We start from the raw sequence: 16,831 nt of genomic DNA, 5'->3' as shown, positions 1-16,831 counted from the left end.
TCACAGCCCGTCGATGGCGTCGCGGACACGAGCCACTTCGTCGTCGGTGAGCTCTGGGAACAGCGGGATGGACAACACGCTCTCCGTCGCCCAGTCGGTGACGGGCAGCTCGGCGGGCAGAGGCGTGAAATCGGGGAAGGCCTGACGGTGATCGGCGATCGGATAATGCACATCCGTGCCGATGCCCGCGGCGTCGAGGGCTTCGCGCGCCGTCGCCCGGTGCTCGGTCGTGAGCACAGCGAGGTGCGCCGTGAACGCCGGCGACGACGAGTTCACGAGGCGGGCGCCGATCGGTGCAGCCGACTCGTAAACAGTGTGAATGGCTCGTCTGCGCTCATTGGCCGCGTCGAGCAGCGGCAGCTTCACCCGGAGGATCGCCGCCTGGAGTTCGTCCATCCGACTGTTGCGCCCATGCGCCCGCCCGATGCGGTACTTGGCCGTCCAGCCGTACTGCCGCATCTGCCGCACCGCTTCCGCGAGGGAGGAGTCGTCGGTGAAGACGGCCCCGCCGTCGCCAAGCGCGCCGAGGTTCTTGGTGGGGTAAAAGCTCGTCGTGGCGATGTCGCCGGCCAGGCCGCCCATGCGCTCGCCCGCTCGGGCTCCGATCGACTGCGCACAGTCCTCGACTACCCGGATGCCGTGCCTGGCCGCCACGGCCGCGATCGCGCCGGTCGGCGCCAGCGCACCATAGAGATGGGTGACGACGACCGCCTTCGGCGCGATGGGAAGCCCGGCGATCGCGGCCTCGAAGGTCTCGGCGCTCATGAGCAGAGTGGACGGGTCGATGTCGCAGTACACCGGAACACCGCCGAGGAGTCGCGTCGCGACGCTGGTGTAAGCCCCCGCGTTGGCGACGGTGACGACGAAGTCGCCCGCCTCGACGCCGACGGCCGCTAGCGCCAGCTCCAGCGCGTCGGTGCCGTTCGCCACCAGTACCGCCTCACGGGCGCCGAGATAGGCGGCGAACTCGGTCTCGAAGGCCGCGTGGTTGGGTCCGAGAACGAACCAGCCGCTCTCGATCACTCCGGCGACGGCCGACGCTATGGCGGCGGAGAGGTCGGTCGGCATGCGCGACAGGTCGTTGAACGGGATGCGGCCGGGCGAGGTCATAGGGCGTTCGCAATCTCTCGTGGACGGTCTCCGGATGCGCCGTCGTCGCGACGGGGGCGCACAAGAGCGGCTTCCCGCACCAAGACGAAGACCAGGAGGGCGTAAGCGACGGAGCCGATCAGGACGACCGCCGTCGGGGTGACCGCTGTCGACCACCACCAGCTGCCTTCGCCGCTCAGCCGCCAGCCCGTCGCGGTATCGCCGACAGTGTAGCGACGGATGTTGTAGTACAGGGCGACCGCTTGGGCGACGGCGAGCGTCGCCATGATGACGACGCGTTGCAAGCGCGTGAGCGAGATCTCGCGACGCCCGACCTGCAGCATCGCGACGCCCAGGAACAGGATCAAGAGCGGAAGGAGGTAGCGTGGCTGCACCTGCGTTCCGACCACGTTGAGGCTGCGCTGCAGCACGAAGACGGGCAGAGCGTACAACACGAAGCCGACGCCGATGAGCACGAGCAGCTTTCGACGATTCATCGAGGCGAGATTGACGAACACCAGGGCGAAGGCGCAGCCGGTGGCGCCGAGCGTGACGATGGCGGGCATCTCGGTGTCGAACCAGCCGAGCGGCCAGGTTCCGAACGCTCCCGCCCACAAAGAGGGCGCCTGGGCGAGGTTGCGCACGAAGACGGTCATCGCATCGTGCACGACGACGTCGGGGTTTCCGTCGTTGAGGCCGGTCGACGCGATGGCGCCCGTCGTCGTCGTGAAGTAGAACGCGAGACCGACGACGGCCATCGCCGCCGGGAGGATCGCACTGATCCAGTAGGCCCGCGCCCGGCGTGCGGTCAGGACCAGGACAGCCCCGATAGCGATCACGATGTAGATGGCGCCGTCACCCCGTGAGCCCGCGGCGAGGAAGACGGAGACGATGAACAGGAGCGCGAAGAGCACTCTTCGGCGACCGCCCGACTCGAAGTAGCCGAGGAGGGCCAGCCACGCCCCGCCGAGGCCCGTGATGGTCCAAGAGCTCGGATTATTCGACGCGATGATGAACAGCCCGAGAGGCACCGTGGAGATGAGCCACATCCAGAGCAGGGTGCGCCGCCGGGACGGACTCAGCAGGGCGTACAGGGCCGTCCCCATCCCGATGAAGATGAGCACATTGAGCACCCGCATGACGAGGATCGACCCCACGATGTTCGGACTGGCGAACGCGCCCATCACCGCGTAGTAGACGGGCGGATACGAGTTTCGGAAGTTGCCGCGGTCTGAGGACACCGTCGCCGTCGACGCGAGCGCACGCTCCTGACATTCCGCGCTCACGGTCGGCTTTCCCACGTAGCACTTGGCACCTGAGACAAGGGAGGCGGGCACGGTGCGCTCGCCGGCCGTGTCACCGGGCTCGCAGAGTCCCGGGCGATCACCGAGCGCACACCAGGTGCTCACCAGGTGGAAGTCGTCGTCGGGGCTGGCGCCGACCGGCGACGCGAGTACCCAGGCGAGAAGCGCGATGAGCGCGATGGCCGGCGCGAGGAAGATCAGGCGGAACGACCCACCGGCTCTCACGGGGCGCCGAGCGGCCGGGCCGGAATCACCGGGGTCCCCGGCGGTGGCATCGTACTCGGGGGCGCGGAGATCAGTCATCGGCCGCGACCTCGTCGAAGGACATGAGCTTGACGTACTCGGCGACCGTCGGCACCGTCGCTGTGAGTGTCTGGAAGTCGCCTCGCGCCGTGACTCGCCCCGACTCGATCAGGTAGACATCGTCTGCGTGCTGAACTGTGGACAGCCTGTGCGCGATCACGATCACGGTGACACTGCCGTGCAGCTCGCGGAGGCTCTCGCTGATGAATGCTTCGGAAGCCGCATCCAGCGCGCTCGTCGCCTCGTCCATGATGAGCAGCTTCGGTTGCGTGTAGAGAGCGCGGGCCAGCCCGATCCGTTGCACCTGCCCACCGCTCAACGCGTTTGACTGCTTGCCCACCGACGTGTCGATGCCGTCGGGAAGGCTGGCGATGAAGTCCTCGAGATAGGCGGCGCGCACGACGGCAGACAGTCGCGCACGATCGATGTCGGGACCGGCGACACCGAGGGCGATGTTCTCGGCGATCGTCCCGGACACCATCCCGGGGCGCTGCGGCACGTAGGAGACGAGACCGGGTAAAGAGGAACGTACGTCGAGCGGGTCGGCGCCGCCGATGCGCACCGTGCCCTGCTGGCCGGGGACTAGGCCGAGCAGCATGTCGACGAGGGTCGTCTTGCCCGCTCCTGACGGACCGATGATGGCCACGAACTCGCCCGGATCAGCGGTGAGCGAGATCGAGTTCAGCGCCTTGACGTCCGAGCCCGGGTAGGCGAAATCGGCGTCTTGGATGTCGACCGACAACCCGGCCGCGCCGAACTGCGCACGATCGATCTGCGTGCGCGCCGGCCTCCGCGCCTGCAGCTCGTGGTGCTCCGTCAGGAGGGTATGCGCCAGCCTGGACTGTTCGACGTTGGTCTTGATCTGTCCGACCGAATTCTGCAGGGAAGCAGCGATGCCATGATCCGGGTGCCACCGGTGAGGAAGACGCCCAGAGTGGCCACGCCGCTGACCAGACCGTTCGTCGTGAGCTGCTGCGCGACGAGCACGACGACGCCGACGATCAGTGCGGTCTCGATGACATAGCGGGGCATGCCCGAGAGGAACGTGGTCGTCGCGCTGCTCTGCGACAGGCGTGTCCGCGCGTCGTGCATCCGGTTGATGTAGAGCTCTTGCTTGCCGAGCACCGACAGCTCGCGGAAGGTGTCGAGACTGTCGCTGACCAGGGAGTTCGTCATGATCGAGCCCTCCGCAGCGGCGCGACCGGCCCGTTTGAGGCTCCGGCCGATCACCAGCTGGATCACCACGGCCACCGCGGCGAAATAGAGGAGCGCGAAGACGGCGGCCACCGGATCGACGAAGAAGAACGACCCGCAGATCAGGATCAGCAGGAATCCCTCGCTGATGATGATGGCAATGCTGTTCAGCAGACTCGTGAACGCAGCGGTCATAGAGCCGGTGATCGTGAACTGGTACTCCGCTTTGGAGTAGCGGTTCGACTCGTCGAGCGAGCCGTAGAGAAGGAGCCTGGCGACGTCAATCGCGTTCCGTGCCTCGACTGAGGCGATCAGGAAGGCGAGCCTGCGGGTGAGGATGACCGCGAGAAACGATTTACCCACGAAGACGACGAGCACGATGACCGCGAGCCAAAGGAGAGCATACGGTCCGGAGAAAGGGAGCCGCACACCGGCGATCTCGATCGGGCCCGTAGAGGAGGCCTTGCTGTCGAGTTGCGCCGTTCCGACGGCCGCGATCACGCCGATGAGCGCGATGCCGACGACATCCAGCAGCCCTGACAGTGTGCGGCCGACGACGAGGACGATGAACTTCAACCGCTCGGAGGGGGTCATGAAGCCCAGGGAGGTGCGAACGGCTCTGAGCATTGGTAAAGACTATCGCAGTGCTTCTGAGCCGAATCTTCGAGCTAGCGCCGCCTAGGCACTGACGACCGTGTCGATCCAGGGCCGTCCCGCGGCGTCGAGGGCGGCGATGTCAGCATCCACCATGAGCTGGGCAAGGCGCGGGGTGTGCACTTTCGGTGTCCATCCGAGCAGCTCCTGGGCACGGCTCGCGTCACCGACGAGCGCGTCGACCTCGGTCGGCCGCAGGTACCGCTCGTCGAACCGGACGTAACGCTCCCAGTCGAGCCCCGCGTGCTCGAACGCGATCTGGAGGAAGTCGCGCACCGTGTACGCGGCGCCCGTGGCGACGACGTAGTCGGTCGGGTCGTCGTGCTGGAGCATCCGCCACATCGCCTCGACGTATTCGGGCGCGTACCCCCAGTCCCGCACGGCATCGAGGTTGCCCATGAAGAGCTCCGACTGCACGCCCGCCTTGATCCGGGCGACCGCCCGCGTGATCTTGCGCGTGACGAAAGTCTCTCCGCGCCGGGGCGACTCATGGTTGAAGAGAATGCCGTTGACGGCGAACAATCCATAGCCCTCGCGATAGTTGCGGGTGACCCAGTACGAATAGAGCTTCGCGGCGCCGTACGGCGAGCGCGGGTAGAACGGCGTCTCCTCGTTCTGCGGCGGCGGCGTGGCGCCGAACATCTCCGAGCTCGACGCCTGGTAGAAGCGGCACTCGAGCCCGACCATCCGGATCGCTTCCAAGAGCCGGATGGTGCCGAGGCCGGTCGAATTGCCGGTGTACTCGGGCTCGTCGAAACTCACCCGCACGTGCGACTGCGCGGCGAGGTTGTAGACCTCGTCGGGCTGGACGGTACTGAGCAGTGTGACCAGCCGCGAGCCGTCGCTGAGATCGCCGTAGTGCAGAAACAGCCGGGTGCCCGCGACATGCGGGTCGGTGTAGAGGTGATCGATGCGCGCCGTGTTGAACGTGGAGGCGCGACGGATCAGTCCATGCACCTCGTAGCCCTTACTGAGCAGCAGCTCCGCAAGATAGCTTCCGTCCTGTCCTGTGATACCGGTGATCAGCGCGCGTTTCGGACGGGTTTCGGTCATGATCCGAGCCTAACGCAGCGCCGTTCAGCGAGCCTGGGCGTTCACGCGACCGGCCGCGTATGCCGAGGCCCAGCGGATCGGATGGTTCCACAGCGGACTGAGCGGCCGCAGCACCGCGGGCAGGTGCCTCCGCTTGACGCCTTCCGATTCGAGGCTCGAAGCCCGGCGGTTCGCGACGGTCAGCGAGTCCGGATGCCAGCGGAACGCCGAGACGGGCACCCTCGTCCAGATGAAACGGCCGTGCCGGCGCAGTTTGAGGAAGGCGTCGAGGTCCATCGAGTACTTGAGGTCTTCGTCGAAGCCCCCGATCGCGTCGAGCGCGTCGAGCCTGATCATGGTCCCCGGATGCGGGATGAGGTCCGGTCCCCAAGCCAGGAGGACCTTCGCGAGACCGCCGGCGTTGCTCGTGGCGAGGATCTTGCCGGAGGGATCAATGTACTCGCAGCCGCCGTACGCGAGCACTGCGCTTTCGTCCTTGTCGAGCATCGCCTTGAGACGGGCGAGGCCGCCCGCCCGGAACATGTCGTCGTCGCCGATCCAGGCGTAGTAGCTCTCGCCGTCGCGCGCAGCGACTCCGCGATTGATCGCCGCCGAGATCCCCGTCTTCGGGTCGTCGACGATCACGGCTCCGTGCTCGGCGGCGAGCGCGCGCGCTTCCGTCGCTGAAGGCGGTGCGATGACGACCAGGGTGAGAGCGACATCCGCCCGCTGAGCGTCGACCGAGTCGAGCGTTTCGCGCAGGGTGTCGATGCGGTCGCCCAGGGTGGGAAGGACGACGAGGATCTCAGGCCGAGGCATTATCCTAAAGTAGCTCCACGTTCGATGCAGTTGCCTGCCCAGATAGGTCCCAGTGAGTATAGCCAGCACAACCTCCCCGTTTTCTCTCGACCGGTCGGCAAGGGTATACATCGCCGGGCACCGTGGACTCGTCGGGAGCGCCATCTGGCGACGATTCGCCGAAGCGGGCTTCACCGACCTGGTCGGAGCGACCTCGGCCGAGGTCGACCTGCGCGACCGCGCGGCGGTCTTCTCCTTCTTCGAGCGCACCCGGCCCGATGTCGTGATCGACGCCGCGGCAAGGGTGGGCGGCATCCTCGCCAACAACACCTACCCGGCCGAATTCCTCAGCGACAACCTGCAGATCCAGGTCAACGTGATGGATGCTGCCAATGCGGTGTCTGTCGACCGTCTCCTCTTTCTCGGCTCGTCCTGCATCTATCCCAAGTTCGCGGCGCAGCCGATCCGAGAGGACTCGCTGCTCACCGGTCCCCTCGAACCCACGAACGATGCATACGCGATCGCCAAGATCGCGGGGATCATGCAGGTGCAGGCCTCTCGCCGGCAGTACGGACGCCACTGGATCTCCGCGATGCCGACCAACCTCTACGGGCCGGGCGACAACTTCCATCCCGAGCACTCGCATGTCCTTCCGGCGTTGATGCGTCGTCTGCACGAGGCCGCTCGGGACGGTGTCGACGAGGTGACCATCTGGGGCTCCGGCACGCCCCGCCGCGAGTTCCTCTACGTCGACGATCTCGCCGACGCCACCCTGTTCCTGCTCGAGAACTACGACTCACCCGACACGATCAACGTCGGCGTTGGCGACGACGTCTCGATCCGCGAACTCGCCGAGACCATCGCGTCGGCCGTCGGGTTCACCGGAGCGCTCGTCCAAGACACGTCGAAGCCCGACGGAACGCCACGCAAGCTGCTCGATGTGTCGCGCCTGAGCGACCTCGGCTGGAGGGCGCGGATGGCGCTCCCCGACGGCATCGCCAACACCTACGAGTGGTATCTCGGCCACCTGGAGTCGCTGCGCTCAAAGTGAGCACGGCGACCGTTGATAGGCTCTCCGACATGCCGGCATCCCTGAGTGAGACTCTCATCGTCATGCCCGCATACAACGAGGCGGCCTCCGTCGGCGAAGTCGTGACCGAGGTGCTGAACCATCTTCCCGGCGTCGGCTGTCTGGTCGTCGACGACGGATCGACCGACGACACAGCCGCCACGGCCCGCCAGGCGGGCGCCGCGGTGGCCCAACTCCCGTTCAACCTGGGCGTCGGCGGCGCGATGCGCTTGGGCTTCAAGTACGCGCTCTCGAACGGCTACCGGAACGTCGTGCAGGTCGACGCCGACGGTCAGCACGACCCGGCCGACGTCGTGAAGCTGCTCGCTGGACTAGACGCGGCGGATATCGTTCTCGGGGCCCGGTTCGCGGGAGAAGGCGACTACGCCGCCGCGGGCCCGCGGCGATGGGCGATGGTCGTTCTGGCGCGGGTACTGAGCCGCACGGCTAAGGTCAAACTAACCGACACGACGTCCGGCTTCCGGGCGTCAGGACCGCGCGCCGTTCGCCTGTTCGCCCGGCACTACCCCGCTGAGTACCTCGGTGACACGATCGAGTCGCTCGTGATCGCGGCCCGCGCCGGCTGCGTCGTCGCCCAGGTCCCCGTGTCGATGCGGCCTCGCGCCGCGGGCGTCCCTTCGCACAACCCGATCAAGGCCGCCGTCTTCCTCGCCAGGGTGGGCATGGCGGTGATGTTCGCCTTCATCCGGCCGAACATCCCGCTCCGCGAGGGGATCGGGGAGCGACCTTGAACGTAGCCAGCTACATCTTCGGGATCCTGGCGGCCCTGCTGACCCTCGTCATCGTCATCGAGATGCTCCGCCGTCGCCGGTTGCGCGAGCGGCACGCGGTTTGGTGGCTGCTGGCCGGCGTGCTGGCACTGATCATCGGGATCTTCCCGCAGACCCTGCGCTGGGCTGCGGATCTCGTCGGCATCGCCATCCCGACCAACCTGGTCTTCTTCGTCAGCGTCGCCATCCTCTTCCTGGTGTGCTTGCAGCACAGCGCCGAGCTGACGGATCTCGAGAGCCAGAACCGCACTTTGGCCGAGACTGCGGTGATGCACGACCTCCGCATCCTGCAGCTCGAGAAGGCACTCGAAGCAGCCCTCGAAGGGACTCCCCGACCGGCCCCCCAGACGAACGAACACGACCGCAGCGGCGACGACCAGGGCAGCGATTCCGACGGAAGAACACGATGAGGCGACTCCTCTCCCACTCGGCGGTGCGGTACCTGATCGCCGGCGGCCTCAGCTTCCTCGTCGACTTCGGGCTGCTCGCCCTCCTGCACAACGTGCTCCTCTGGCCGGTCTGGCTCGCGAGCGGGGTGGCCTTCCTGCTGAGTTTCGCCTTCACATACACGATCCAACGGATGTTCTCGTTCCTCTCGAGCGCACCGCACGGTCGCGCCGTGTTGCGATATACCATCCTGGTCATCTTCAACACCCTGGCGACGATCGCCATCGTCTCCCTGATCAACAGCTCCGCGCTCGGATGGATCGGCGGCAAGGTCGTGGCCACGATCGTCACGACCGTCTGGAACTACTTCGCATACCGATACTGGGTCTTCGTCGATCCCAGGAAGCAGACCACCGATGCCGATCAGGCATCGACCGAGAGGACCTGACCGTGTACAACGGAGCCCGCATCGCTGCGGTCGTGCCCGCTTACAAAGAAGAGGCGATGATCGCGACGGTCATCGAGACGATGCCGGAGATCGTCGATCACATCGTGATCGTCGACGACCACAGCCCCGACGCGACGAGCGACGTCGTGCGCCGAGTCGACGATCCTCGTGTCACGCTGGTTCGGCACGAGGTCAATCAGGGCGTCGGCGGAGCGATCATCACCGGGCACCGCGTGGCCATCGAGCTCGGCGCCGACGTGAACGTCATCATGGCCGGCGACGCGCAGATGGACCCCGACTACCTCCCGCCTCTCCTCGATGCGGTCACCACCGACGGCTACGGCTTCGCCAAGGCGAACCGGTTCTTCTCCCCGGAGTCGTTCCACGGCATGCCGGGACACCGCGTCTTCGGCAACATCGTGCTGTCGTTCATGACGAAACTTGCCTCCGGGTACTGGAATCTGTTCGACCCGCAGAACGGGTACACCGCCATTCGCACCGAGGTGCTCAAGCGGGTGCCGCTCGACAACGTGTCCAAGCGCTACAGCTTCGAGAACGACCTGCTCATCCACCTCAACATCCTGCAGGTTCCCGCCACAGACGTCCCCATCCCCGCGGTCTACGGCGAGGAGGTGTCCAGCATCCGTCTGTCGAAGGTGGTGCCCGAACTGCTCGCCCTGCTCACGCGCGGGTTCTGGCGTCGCATCTGGTACCGCTATGTGCTCTGGTCGTTCTCGCCCATCGCCCTGCTGCTCTTCCTCGGTCTCATCCTGTTCGTGGTGGGGCTCGGCGTGGCCATCTGGGTGTGCTTCCAGATCGCGGCCTCGGCCGTCGCCACCGCCGCGACCGTGATGCTCGCCGCGCTCCCGCTGATCCTGGGCTCGCAGATGCTGATCAGCGCGCTGCAGCTCGACATCCAGGCGAGTCCGTCCACGCCGAATCTCCCGCCGTTCGGGGACTGAGCCCTTCTTCACCCGGCCCGCACCCTCGCGCGGCCTTACCGCGCCCGCGTGCGGAGCTGTAATAGTATCGATCGCGGTATCAGGGCAGCGCGCTCGTCGACAGCAACCGAATCGGGGAGCATCCATGCAGAACACCATCGAGCAGCAGACCGTCCGGCCGTCGTGGACTCGACGCACGTGGGCGGCGACCCGGCGACGGTGGGTTCCGCTGCTGCTCGTGTTCGCCTCCTTCGTCATGGGATTCACCGTGACAGCCCACCACACTGAGGCGCTTTCGCCGATCGACGAGTGGGTCTACGCCGACTACCTCTACAAGCTCCCCCAGCAGGTCCTCATCCCGCGAGGGCAGGAGATCGGCCCGGAGGCGTTGAAGCTCATGGCCTGCACCGGCGTGCGCGAATACGGTCCGATGGGACCGGAGTGCGGATCGGATTACGCAGCCCACCTCGACGAGTTCCCGCAGGGCGGCATCACCTCCGCCGACGGCTACACCCCCTGTACTTCCTGATCACCTGGCCGGCGGCGAAGGTGATCCAGGCCGTCACGCACACCTCCCTGGTCGAGGCGGCCCGTTTCACGGGTGCTTTCTGGTTGGCGGGAGGGATGCTCCTCTTCGCGTGGCTGTTGAGTCTGTTCAGGATCAAACCGGTGATCATCCTCGGTCTCGGCTTAGCGGTGATCGCGTCGCCGTTCGCGTGGTGGACCTTCACCTTCGTCAGTACCGATGCGCCGGTGCTCGCGCTCGGCGCCCTGATGCTCATCGCCGCGATCAAATTCGTGCGCGGTCACTGGTCGGGATGGTGGCTCCCGTTGATCGGGGGCGTGGCCACGCTGTTCAAGATCACGAGTATCCTCGCGGTGCTTCTCGTTGCGCTCTACCTGGTGCTCGAACTCGTGATCAGGCGCATCCGGGAGAACCCGAGACGCCGCGGATTCGAGTGGCGCGCGGCGTTCGCGGGCCGGGGCGACGACGGCTATCTCGTCATCGCTGCGAGCAGCGTGATCGCGGCGCTCGTCGCCGAGATCGGCTGGCTGGCCCTGCGTGCGGCGATCGCGATCGGTCCGGCGGCGAACCAGGGGGTGACCGGCCAGATGTCCTTGAAGGATTTCGGCTCCCAGTTCGTCAACTTCCTGCCGGGCACGATCATCTCGAACGTCAACATCACCGGCCGCACCACGCTGGGCCTGCCGATCCAGCCGTTCATCGTCGAACCCCTGGCCTGGATCACGATCGGCGGCGTTGTCGGCGCGGTCGCCATCTACACCTGGCGACGTGCGAACGCCACCCTGGTGTACTCGATCGCCGTTCTGGCGATCCTCGGTGCTCCGCTACTGGCCGTCGCACTGGACCTGCAGGGCACGTACTTCCCGATTCCGCCGCGCTACGGCACAGCACTGCTGCCCGCGTTCCTGCTTGCGGCCGGACTCATCATCAGAAGCAGGCTGGCGATCGGCTTGATCGTCGCCTATCCCCTCTTCGTGCTTGGCGTCGTCCTGGCGTTCTCGCCGACGTTCGCCTGAGACTCAGCCGGCCGTCGCCCGGACGTTGTCGCCCGGGCGGCAGCGCCCGGAGGCTGTCGCTCAGGCGACGCCGATGACCCGGTACACCACGCCCGGCCAGGCTTCGGCCGAGCTGAGGCGTCGGCCGTCGATGAGCGCGGTGATGCCGGGCAGGTCGGCCGGTCCCAGCTCGCGATACTCGGCGTGGTCGGTCTGAATGAGCGCTGCATCGGCGGGAGCGCCGAGCGTGTACGGCTCGAAGCCCAGTTTGCGAAGCTCCTCGTCGGTGTACAGCGGGTCGTGCACCAGTGGGACGGCTCCACGCGCCTGGAGCGCCTCGACAGTGGGGAAGACGCCGGAGAACGCAGTCTCCTTCACACCGCCACGGTAGGCGGCGCCGAGAACGACCACCCGCGCACCAGACAGATCGCCGTACGCCCCTTCCAGCATGCTCACCGCGTGTGACGGCATGCCGGCATTGGCCTCGCGAGCCGCACGCACGATCGTCGCTTCCGGGTCGTTCCACAGGTAGAGGCGAGGATAGACCGGGATGCAGTGGCCGCCGACCGCGATCCCGGGCCGGTGGATGTGGCTGTACGGCTGAGAGTTCGACGCCTCGATGACCTGATAAACGTCGATGCCGGCGCGCTCCGCATAGCGGGCGAACTGATTGGCCAGCCCGATGTTCACATCGCGGTACGTGGTCTCGGCCAGCTTGGCGAACTCCGCGGCTTCGGCGGACCCCAGGTCCCAGACGCCGTTGGGCCGGACGAGGTCTTCGCGTTGGTCGAAGTCGAGCACGGCCTCGTAGAAGTCCTTGGCGCGGCGCGCACCGGCCTCGCTGAGGCCGCCGATGAGCTTCGGGTATTTGCGCAGGTCGGCGAAGATGCGGCCGGACAGTACTCGCTCGGGCGAGAAGACGACGTCGAAGTCTGTGCCCTCGACGAGACCAGATTCCTGCTCGAGCCGCGGGGTCCACCGTTCACGTGTCGTTCCGACCGGAAGCGTCGTCTCATACGACACGAGCGTCCCAGCTGTGAGGTGCTCTCCGACCGACGCGGTGGCGGCATCCATCCAGGTGAAATCGGGCCGCGCATCCTGATCGACGAAGAGCGGGACGACGATCACGACGGCATCGGCGCCGGGAACGGCCTCCGCATAGTCCGTCGTCGCCCTGAGCGACCCGGAGGCCACCACGGACGCGAGGCCGTCGGCCAGCCCGGCCTCACCGGGGAAGGGCGGTGTGCTCGCGTTCACGAGGTCGACCAGCGCGGCGTTGACGTCGACGCCGACCACCTCGTGGCCCTTCGACGCGAACTGGACGGCGAGTGGGAGACCGATCTTTCCCAGGGCGACTACGGCGATCTTCATCTGTTCATTACTCCCGCTGATTGCGAACCAAGCTCGACAATCCTACGGGCTGCCGACTCGCAGCCGAACTCCGCCAAGGCAACCGGCGACGCGCGTCACCACCGGATGAGCGACTTCCGGGGCTTTCGCCGGTCCATCCGTCGCGGATGGTCAGGCCGCTGGACCCGTCGGGATCGCCGAGGCAAAGAGAGGGTGCACGTTGAGGTAGGTCGCCCCCTGGCTGAGTTCCGCGAAGCGCTGCATCGAGGAGATCGGACGCTTCTTTCCGGCATCGAGCCAGTAGATGGAGCCGTCGGGCGTGCGGATGAACTTGGTCGCGGGAGTTCCCACCGAGAGCAGCTGGCAGGTGTATTGGTCGAGCGCTACGAACGTGAACGGGTACAACGCCTTCAGGCTCGGGTCGAGCTTGTGCACGCTCCCGCCGGCGCTGACGTAATCCGTCGAGCCGCAGGTGAGACCGAAACCGAGCAGGGTCGTCGAGGTGGGGTAAGCGTCGAGCCTTTCCTGGGTAGTGAAGCTGTATCCGGTGATCCCGGCCTCGTTCGCGAAGGCGAAGTTGGAAAGTGCGATCTTGTTCGTCACGCCGTTGACGAGGTAGACAGTCGCATTGTTCGTGGACAGCACGAGCGTGTTGCTCGTGAGCGCCACAGGCCCCTTCGGGATCGCGGCGACGAGCGAATTCGGCACCGTCGAGATGACCGGGTCCTTGCCGCCGGCGAGGGCCACCAGAGACTCCCAAGCCCCGACGGGGAACAGCTTGTCGGCCATGACGATGTAGACCGTCGCCGAAGTCTGCGTCTTGATCATCGACCCGGCGACGATCGTCCCCTTGACCGGATACGCGTCGAGGAATGTCTGCGGAACGGCGACAGCCGGCAGCGCCGCCGTCGACCCCGTGTTCCAGACGTAGCTTCCGCCGTCGGCGAGCACGTATTTGGTTGCCGCGCCCGGCACCTGGACGATCCCGTTGAACGTGGAGCCCTTCGGGATGATCGCGAGGCTGTTAGCGCTCAGCGAGCCGACCGATGCGCTCGGCAGACGCGCGCCCGCGACAGCGCCCGCATCCACCGGGTAGGCCGCGCTGTTGCCGAGATAGCTGTAGTTCGCGGTGCCGCGCTGCGTGGCGAAGACGGCGTCGCGCACGATCGGCTTGGCATACGGCAGCGCCGAGACGGCGTCCTCCGTCAGCACGTTGAACCCGCTCGGCAGCCCCGCGGCGGCCTGCGACGTGTTGTCGAGGATCTCGCGCTTGGTGCCGAGCGTCACGTAGTACCGTGATCCCGCCGTCGTGCCGAGGACGGGCCCCATCAGCGGGCCGTTCGCGAATCCCGAGAGCTGGTCGTCGGTGAGCTGCACGAACCCGCTGACGTCGCACTTTCCGCCGTAGTCGACGACGAGACCGCACGAGCCGAACGGGAGCTTGATGCTCGCATCCGTGAAGTAGATGGTGCCGCCCGGGGAGCGCATGACCCGGCCGGCGGCCTGCATCGTCGAGAAGCCGTCGAGGTAGGCCTGCGACACGAAGCCGACCGGGCCGAGCGGCGCGTACGCCGTGAGCATGGCCTGGCTCGTCAACGGGTACTTGTTGGCTCCCGACACGATGTAGACGGTCGCGTTCGACGACGTTCGCACGAGGCTGGTGCCCGCGGTCGTCGAGCCGAACCAGTCGGTGTAGATGCGCCAGAAGTTGCGGTTTCCGTAGGCGCTGCATCCGTCGCCCGTTCCATAGAGGTTCGCGAGTGCGGCGGCGTTCGGTTGGTACGGAGTGTAGTTGTAGAGCCCCGCGGTCGCCTGGTTCTGGATGAAGACGTTCGACGAGCCGCAAGCGGCGTTGGGGTTGTACCGGATGGCGTTCACGCGACCGGCGACGTGGTTCCAGCCCGCCGGGTTCGCTGCGTACCTCTTGAACTGCAGCGCGGCGTTGTAGACCTGATTGAAGAAGCCGTAGTACTGCGAGTCGCAGGCTGCGGTGTCGGGACAGGCGTATCCCGTAGCGGACCGGTACTGTCCGCTGTCGGGGAACGTGTCGCTGACCAGCCCCTGCTCCTTCTCGAGCAGCACAAGGATCGCCTTCTGGCTGATCCCGCAGGCGGCGCCGACCTTGGCGATGATCGATGAGGCGAGTTCGTTGGCCGCGCCGGTGTATGCGTCGCAGCGACCGGCGACGGCCGCGCGGGATGTCGTGGTCTGGCGGTAATCCTTCAGGCAGGTGTAACCCGCGCGACAGGACGGGACTTTGGCCGAGAGGGTGGCCTGCACGTCGCCGGCCGACAGAGCGGCGCCGTCGAAGAAGAGAGCGTCGGAGATGATGTTGCCGGCGTCGAACTCGGAGGCCACCGCGGCGGACGCGGGCTCGGCAGGCGTGATCGTGAACACACCGAGCAGACCGGCGAGGAGCGAGAGGATCGCGACGGTGGGGATGACGACGAGTCGGCGCTTCACGGGATCTCCACGGTGGTCGGCTGCGAGGTGTACGTCTTCCCCTGAGTCGCGTACGAGAGGGTCAAGTTCCACGTGCCGCGAACGAACTCGTCGATCGGCGACTGCACGAGCCCGCACGAGGTCGTCATCCTGTCAGCGGCACCCTCATGATCGGCTGTCACCGTCGCACCCTCTCGCTCATAGGAGAAGACGCAAGAGCCGCCGTCCTCCACGACACCCTGGACATATCCGGATGCCGAGACGTTCTTCCCGTCGACGTCGACGCTCGCGACGACGAGCACTGGTTCGATGACAGGAGTCGGCGTCGGCGTGCCGCTCGGTGTCGCGCTGGTCGGAGAAGAGATGGACTGAGTCGCGGAGCCGCTCGGGCTGGGCGTCTCCGTGGTGCAGGCGGAGAGGCCTGCGGCGAGCGCGACGGTTCCCACGAGCAGCGCGAGCGCAGCGAGAGGTTTCTGGCGCGGGAGTCTCAAAACGACGGCTTCCTGGTCGGAGGTGCGCACGGATGGGCGTCGGACCCGTCCAGGCTATCGGCCACGCGCTCGCCTGTGGGGGCGAATCCGGCTCGTTCGGGCCCCCAGAACGGGGACAACGCGGCGCAATTCTCCAGGAAGCCTGGGTTAACATGTCCCATGGACTCCGGCTGGTATCACGCAGCACTTGGCTGCGGCCGCCGGAAAATGTCTGCCCGAGGACAACTATGACTACAACTGCGGCTCAATCGCGCGCAGCGCTCATCGAGAGCCAACCGCTTGAGGCTGTCGGCCAGCGTTCAGGACTCTTCCGCGGCACCTTCGGCTCCCTTGCCGACATCTGGGCTCATCGCGAGCTTCTCGGCCTCCTGGTGCGCCGCGAGCTCAAGGCTCGCTACAAGGACAGCAGCCTCGGCGTCGTTTGGAGCCTGTTCCGGCCGCTCGCGCAGCTGCTCATCTACTTCTTCGCGATCGGTCAGATCCTCGGCGCCGCTCGAGCCACTCCCGATTTCGCGATCTTCGTCTTCATCGGTCTCACCATGTGGGGTCTCTTCGCTGAGATCGTGCAAAGCAGCACCACCTCGATCCTCTCCAACTCCGGGCTGGTCAAGAAGGTCTACCTTCCGCGGGAGATCTTCCCGCTCAGCTCCATCGGCGGCGCTCTCTTCAACTTCCTGGTCCAGCTCGTCGTACTCGTGCTCGCGATCGTCTTCCTCGCGAGCGTGCCGTTCGACTGGGGCGCCCAGATTCTCTACGCACCGCTGGCGGTCGTGATGCTGGTCGTTTTCTCGACGGCGATCGGGCTCTTCCTCTCGGCCGTCAACGTGTATCTCCGTGACGTGCAGCACCTCGTTGAGATCGCCCTGGTGATCCTGTTCTGGGCGTCGCCGGTCGTCTACTCGTACACCTACCTGCACAATCTGTTGCAGGGCAACTGGTTGGAGCAGCTCTACCTCGCCAACCCGGTCACCATCGCCATCCTCGGGATGCAGCGCGCTCTTTGGGCCGCAGGCGATA

Annotated in this window: 16 protein-coding genes and 1 pseudogene; 8 read left to right on the top strand and 9 right to left on the bottom strand. The window is 66.4% G+C overall.

What is annotated here, in order from left to right; translation table 11 throughout:
* The 6 genes from ACQ86A_RS06445 to ACQ86A_RS06420 all read right to left on the bottom strand — a co-directional run bounded on the left by ACQ86A_RS06445 (position 1) and on the right by ACQ86A_RS06420 (position 6,395).
* The gene (locus ACQ86A_RS06445; protein ID WP_431279748.1) at positions 1-1,110 is read right to left on the bottom strand and encodes a DegT/DnrJ/EryC1/StrS family aminotransferase; all 1,110 of its coding nucleotides are present in this window, start codon (positions 1,108-1,110) and stop codon (positions 1-3) included.
* Positions 1,107-2,696 (bottom strand): DUF2142 domain-containing protein, encoded by a 1,590-nt coding sequence (locus ACQ86A_RS06440; protein ID WP_431279747.1) that lies wholly within the window; start codon positions 2,694-2,696, stop codon positions 1,107-1,109. Before ACQ86A_RS06440 ends, ACQ86A_RS06445 begins: the two co-directional genes overlap by 4 nt.
* On the bottom strand, positions 2,689-3,438 hold the full coding sequence (locus ACQ86A_RS06435; RefSeq protein ID WP_431279746.1) for an ATP-binding cassette domain-containing protein: 750 nt from the start codon (positions 3,436-3,438) through the stop codon (positions 2,689-2,691). Before ACQ86A_RS06435 ends, ACQ86A_RS06440 begins: the two co-directional genes overlap by 8 nt.
* Positions 3,439-3,512: 74 nt before the next feature.
* Positions 3,513-4,517 (bottom strand): hypothetical protein, encoded by a 1,005-nt coding sequence (locus tag ACQ86A_RS06430; protein ID WP_431279745.1) that lies wholly within the window; start codon positions 4,515-4,517, stop codon positions 3,513-3,515.
* A 51-nt stretch (positions 4,518-4,568) separates the two neighbouring features.
* On the bottom strand, positions 4,569-5,597 hold the full coding sequence (gene gmd, locus ACQ86A_RS06425; RefSeq protein ID WP_431279744.1) for a GDP-mannose 4,6-dehydratase: 1,029 nt from the start codon (positions 5,595-5,597) through the stop codon (positions 4,569-4,571).
* A gap of 24 nt (positions 5,598-5,621) precedes the next feature.
* Entirely contained in the window at positions 5,622-6,395 is a 774-nt protein-coding gene (locus tag ACQ86A_RS06420; protein WP_431279743.1) for a glycosyltransferase, read from the bottom strand.
* Between the two features lie 52 nt (positions 6,396-6,447).
* Between ACQ86A_RS06420 and ACQ86A_RS06415 the strand changes: the two genes are divergently transcribed.
* The 7 genes from ACQ86A_RS06415 (at position 6,448) to ACQ86A_RS06385 (ending at position 11,552) form a co-directional block, all read left to right on the top strand.
* Complete coding sequence (locus tag ACQ86A_RS06415; protein WP_431279742.1) at positions 6,448-7,425, top strand: GDP-L-fucose synthase family protein; 978 nt, start codon at positions 6,448-6,450, stop codon at positions 7,423-7,425.
* A 29-nt stretch (positions 7,426-7,454) separates the two neighbouring features.
* Positions 7,455-8,195 carry a glycosyltransferase family 2 protein gene (locus tag ACQ86A_RS06410; RefSeq protein ID WP_431279741.1) on the top strand — a complete coding sequence of 247 codons (741 nt, stop codon included), beginning with the start codon at positions 7,455-7,457 and terminating at the stop codon, positions 8,193-8,195.
* Positions 8,192-8,644 carry a DUF2304 domain-containing protein gene (locus ACQ86A_RS06405; RefSeq protein WP_431279740.1) on the top strand — a complete coding sequence of 151 codons (453 nt, stop codon included), beginning with the start codon at positions 8,192-8,194 and terminating at the stop codon, positions 8,642-8,644. Before ACQ86A_RS06410 ends, ACQ86A_RS06405 begins: the two co-directional genes overlap by 4 nt.
* Positions 8,641-9,069, top strand: a complete 429-nt coding sequence (locus ACQ86A_RS06400) for a GtrA family protein (RefSeq protein WP_431279739.1) — start codon at positions 8,641-8,643, stop codon at positions 9,067-9,069. The genes ACQ86A_RS06405 and ACQ86A_RS06400 overlap by 4 nt, the downstream gene beginning before the upstream one ends.
* 2 nt (positions 9,070-9,071) lie before the next feature.
* Positions 9,072-10,031: a glycosyltransferase family 2 protein gene (locus tag ACQ86A_RS06395; RefSeq protein WP_431279738.1), complete on the top strand. Its 960-nt coding sequence runs from the start codon at positions 9,072-9,074 to the stop codon at positions 10,029-10,031.
* A 124-nt stretch (positions 10,032-10,155) separates the two neighbouring features.
* A complete protein-coding gene (locus ACQ86A_RS06390; protein WP_431279737.1) occupies positions 10,156-10,539 on the top strand; it encodes a hypothetical protein in 384 nt (127 codons plus the stop codon).
* A gap of 20 nt (positions 10,540-10,559) precedes the next feature.
* On the top strand, positions 10,560-11,552 hold the full coding sequence (locus tag ACQ86A_RS06385) for a hypothetical protein (protein ID WP_431279736.1): 993 nt from the start codon (positions 10,560-10,562) through the stop codon (positions 11,550-11,552).
* A gap of 60 nt (positions 11,553-11,612) precedes the next feature.
* Here ACQ86A_RS06385 and ACQ86A_RS06380 read toward each other — a convergent pair whose 3' ends face one another.
* The 3 genes from ACQ86A_RS06380 to ACQ86A_RS06370 all read right to left on the bottom strand — a co-directional run bounded on the left by ACQ86A_RS06380 (position 11,613) and on the right by ACQ86A_RS06370 (position 15,844).
* Entirely contained in the window at positions 11,613-12,902 is a 1,290-nt protein-coding gene (locus ACQ86A_RS06380) for a nucleotide sugar dehydrogenase (RefSeq protein ID WP_431279735.1), read from the bottom strand.
* Positions 12,903-13,052: 150 nt separating this feature from the next.
* Positions 13,053-15,344: a hypothetical protein gene (locus ACQ86A_RS06375; protein WP_431279734.1), complete on the bottom strand. Its 2,292-nt coding sequence runs from the start codon at positions 15,342-15,344 to the stop codon at positions 13,053-13,055.
* Positions 15,341-15,844 carry a hypothetical protein gene (locus ACQ86A_RS06370; protein ID WP_431279733.1) on the bottom strand — a complete coding sequence of 168 codons (504 nt, stop codon included), beginning with the start codon at positions 15,842-15,844 and terminating at the stop codon, positions 15,341-15,343. Before ACQ86A_RS06370 ends, ACQ86A_RS06375 begins: the two co-directional genes overlap by 4 nt.
* 2 nt (positions 15,845-15,846) lie before the next feature.
* Here ACQ86A_RS06370 and ACQ86A_RS06365 point away from each other — a divergent pair.
* Positions 15,847-16,749 (top strand): annotated as a pseudogene (locus ACQ86A_RS06365) (ABC transporter permease); the annotation flags it as partial.
* Positions 16,750-16,831 lie beyond the last annotated feature (82 nt).

It is taken from the genome of Leifsonia poae (assembly GCF_050632195.1).
GTDB lineage: Bacteria > Actinomycetota > Actinomycetes > Actinomycetales > Microbacteriaceae > Leifsonia > Leifsonia poae_C.
The sequence above is the reverse complement of the archived record's forward strand: the minus strand, read 5'-3'. Positions and strand labels throughout refer to the sequence as shown.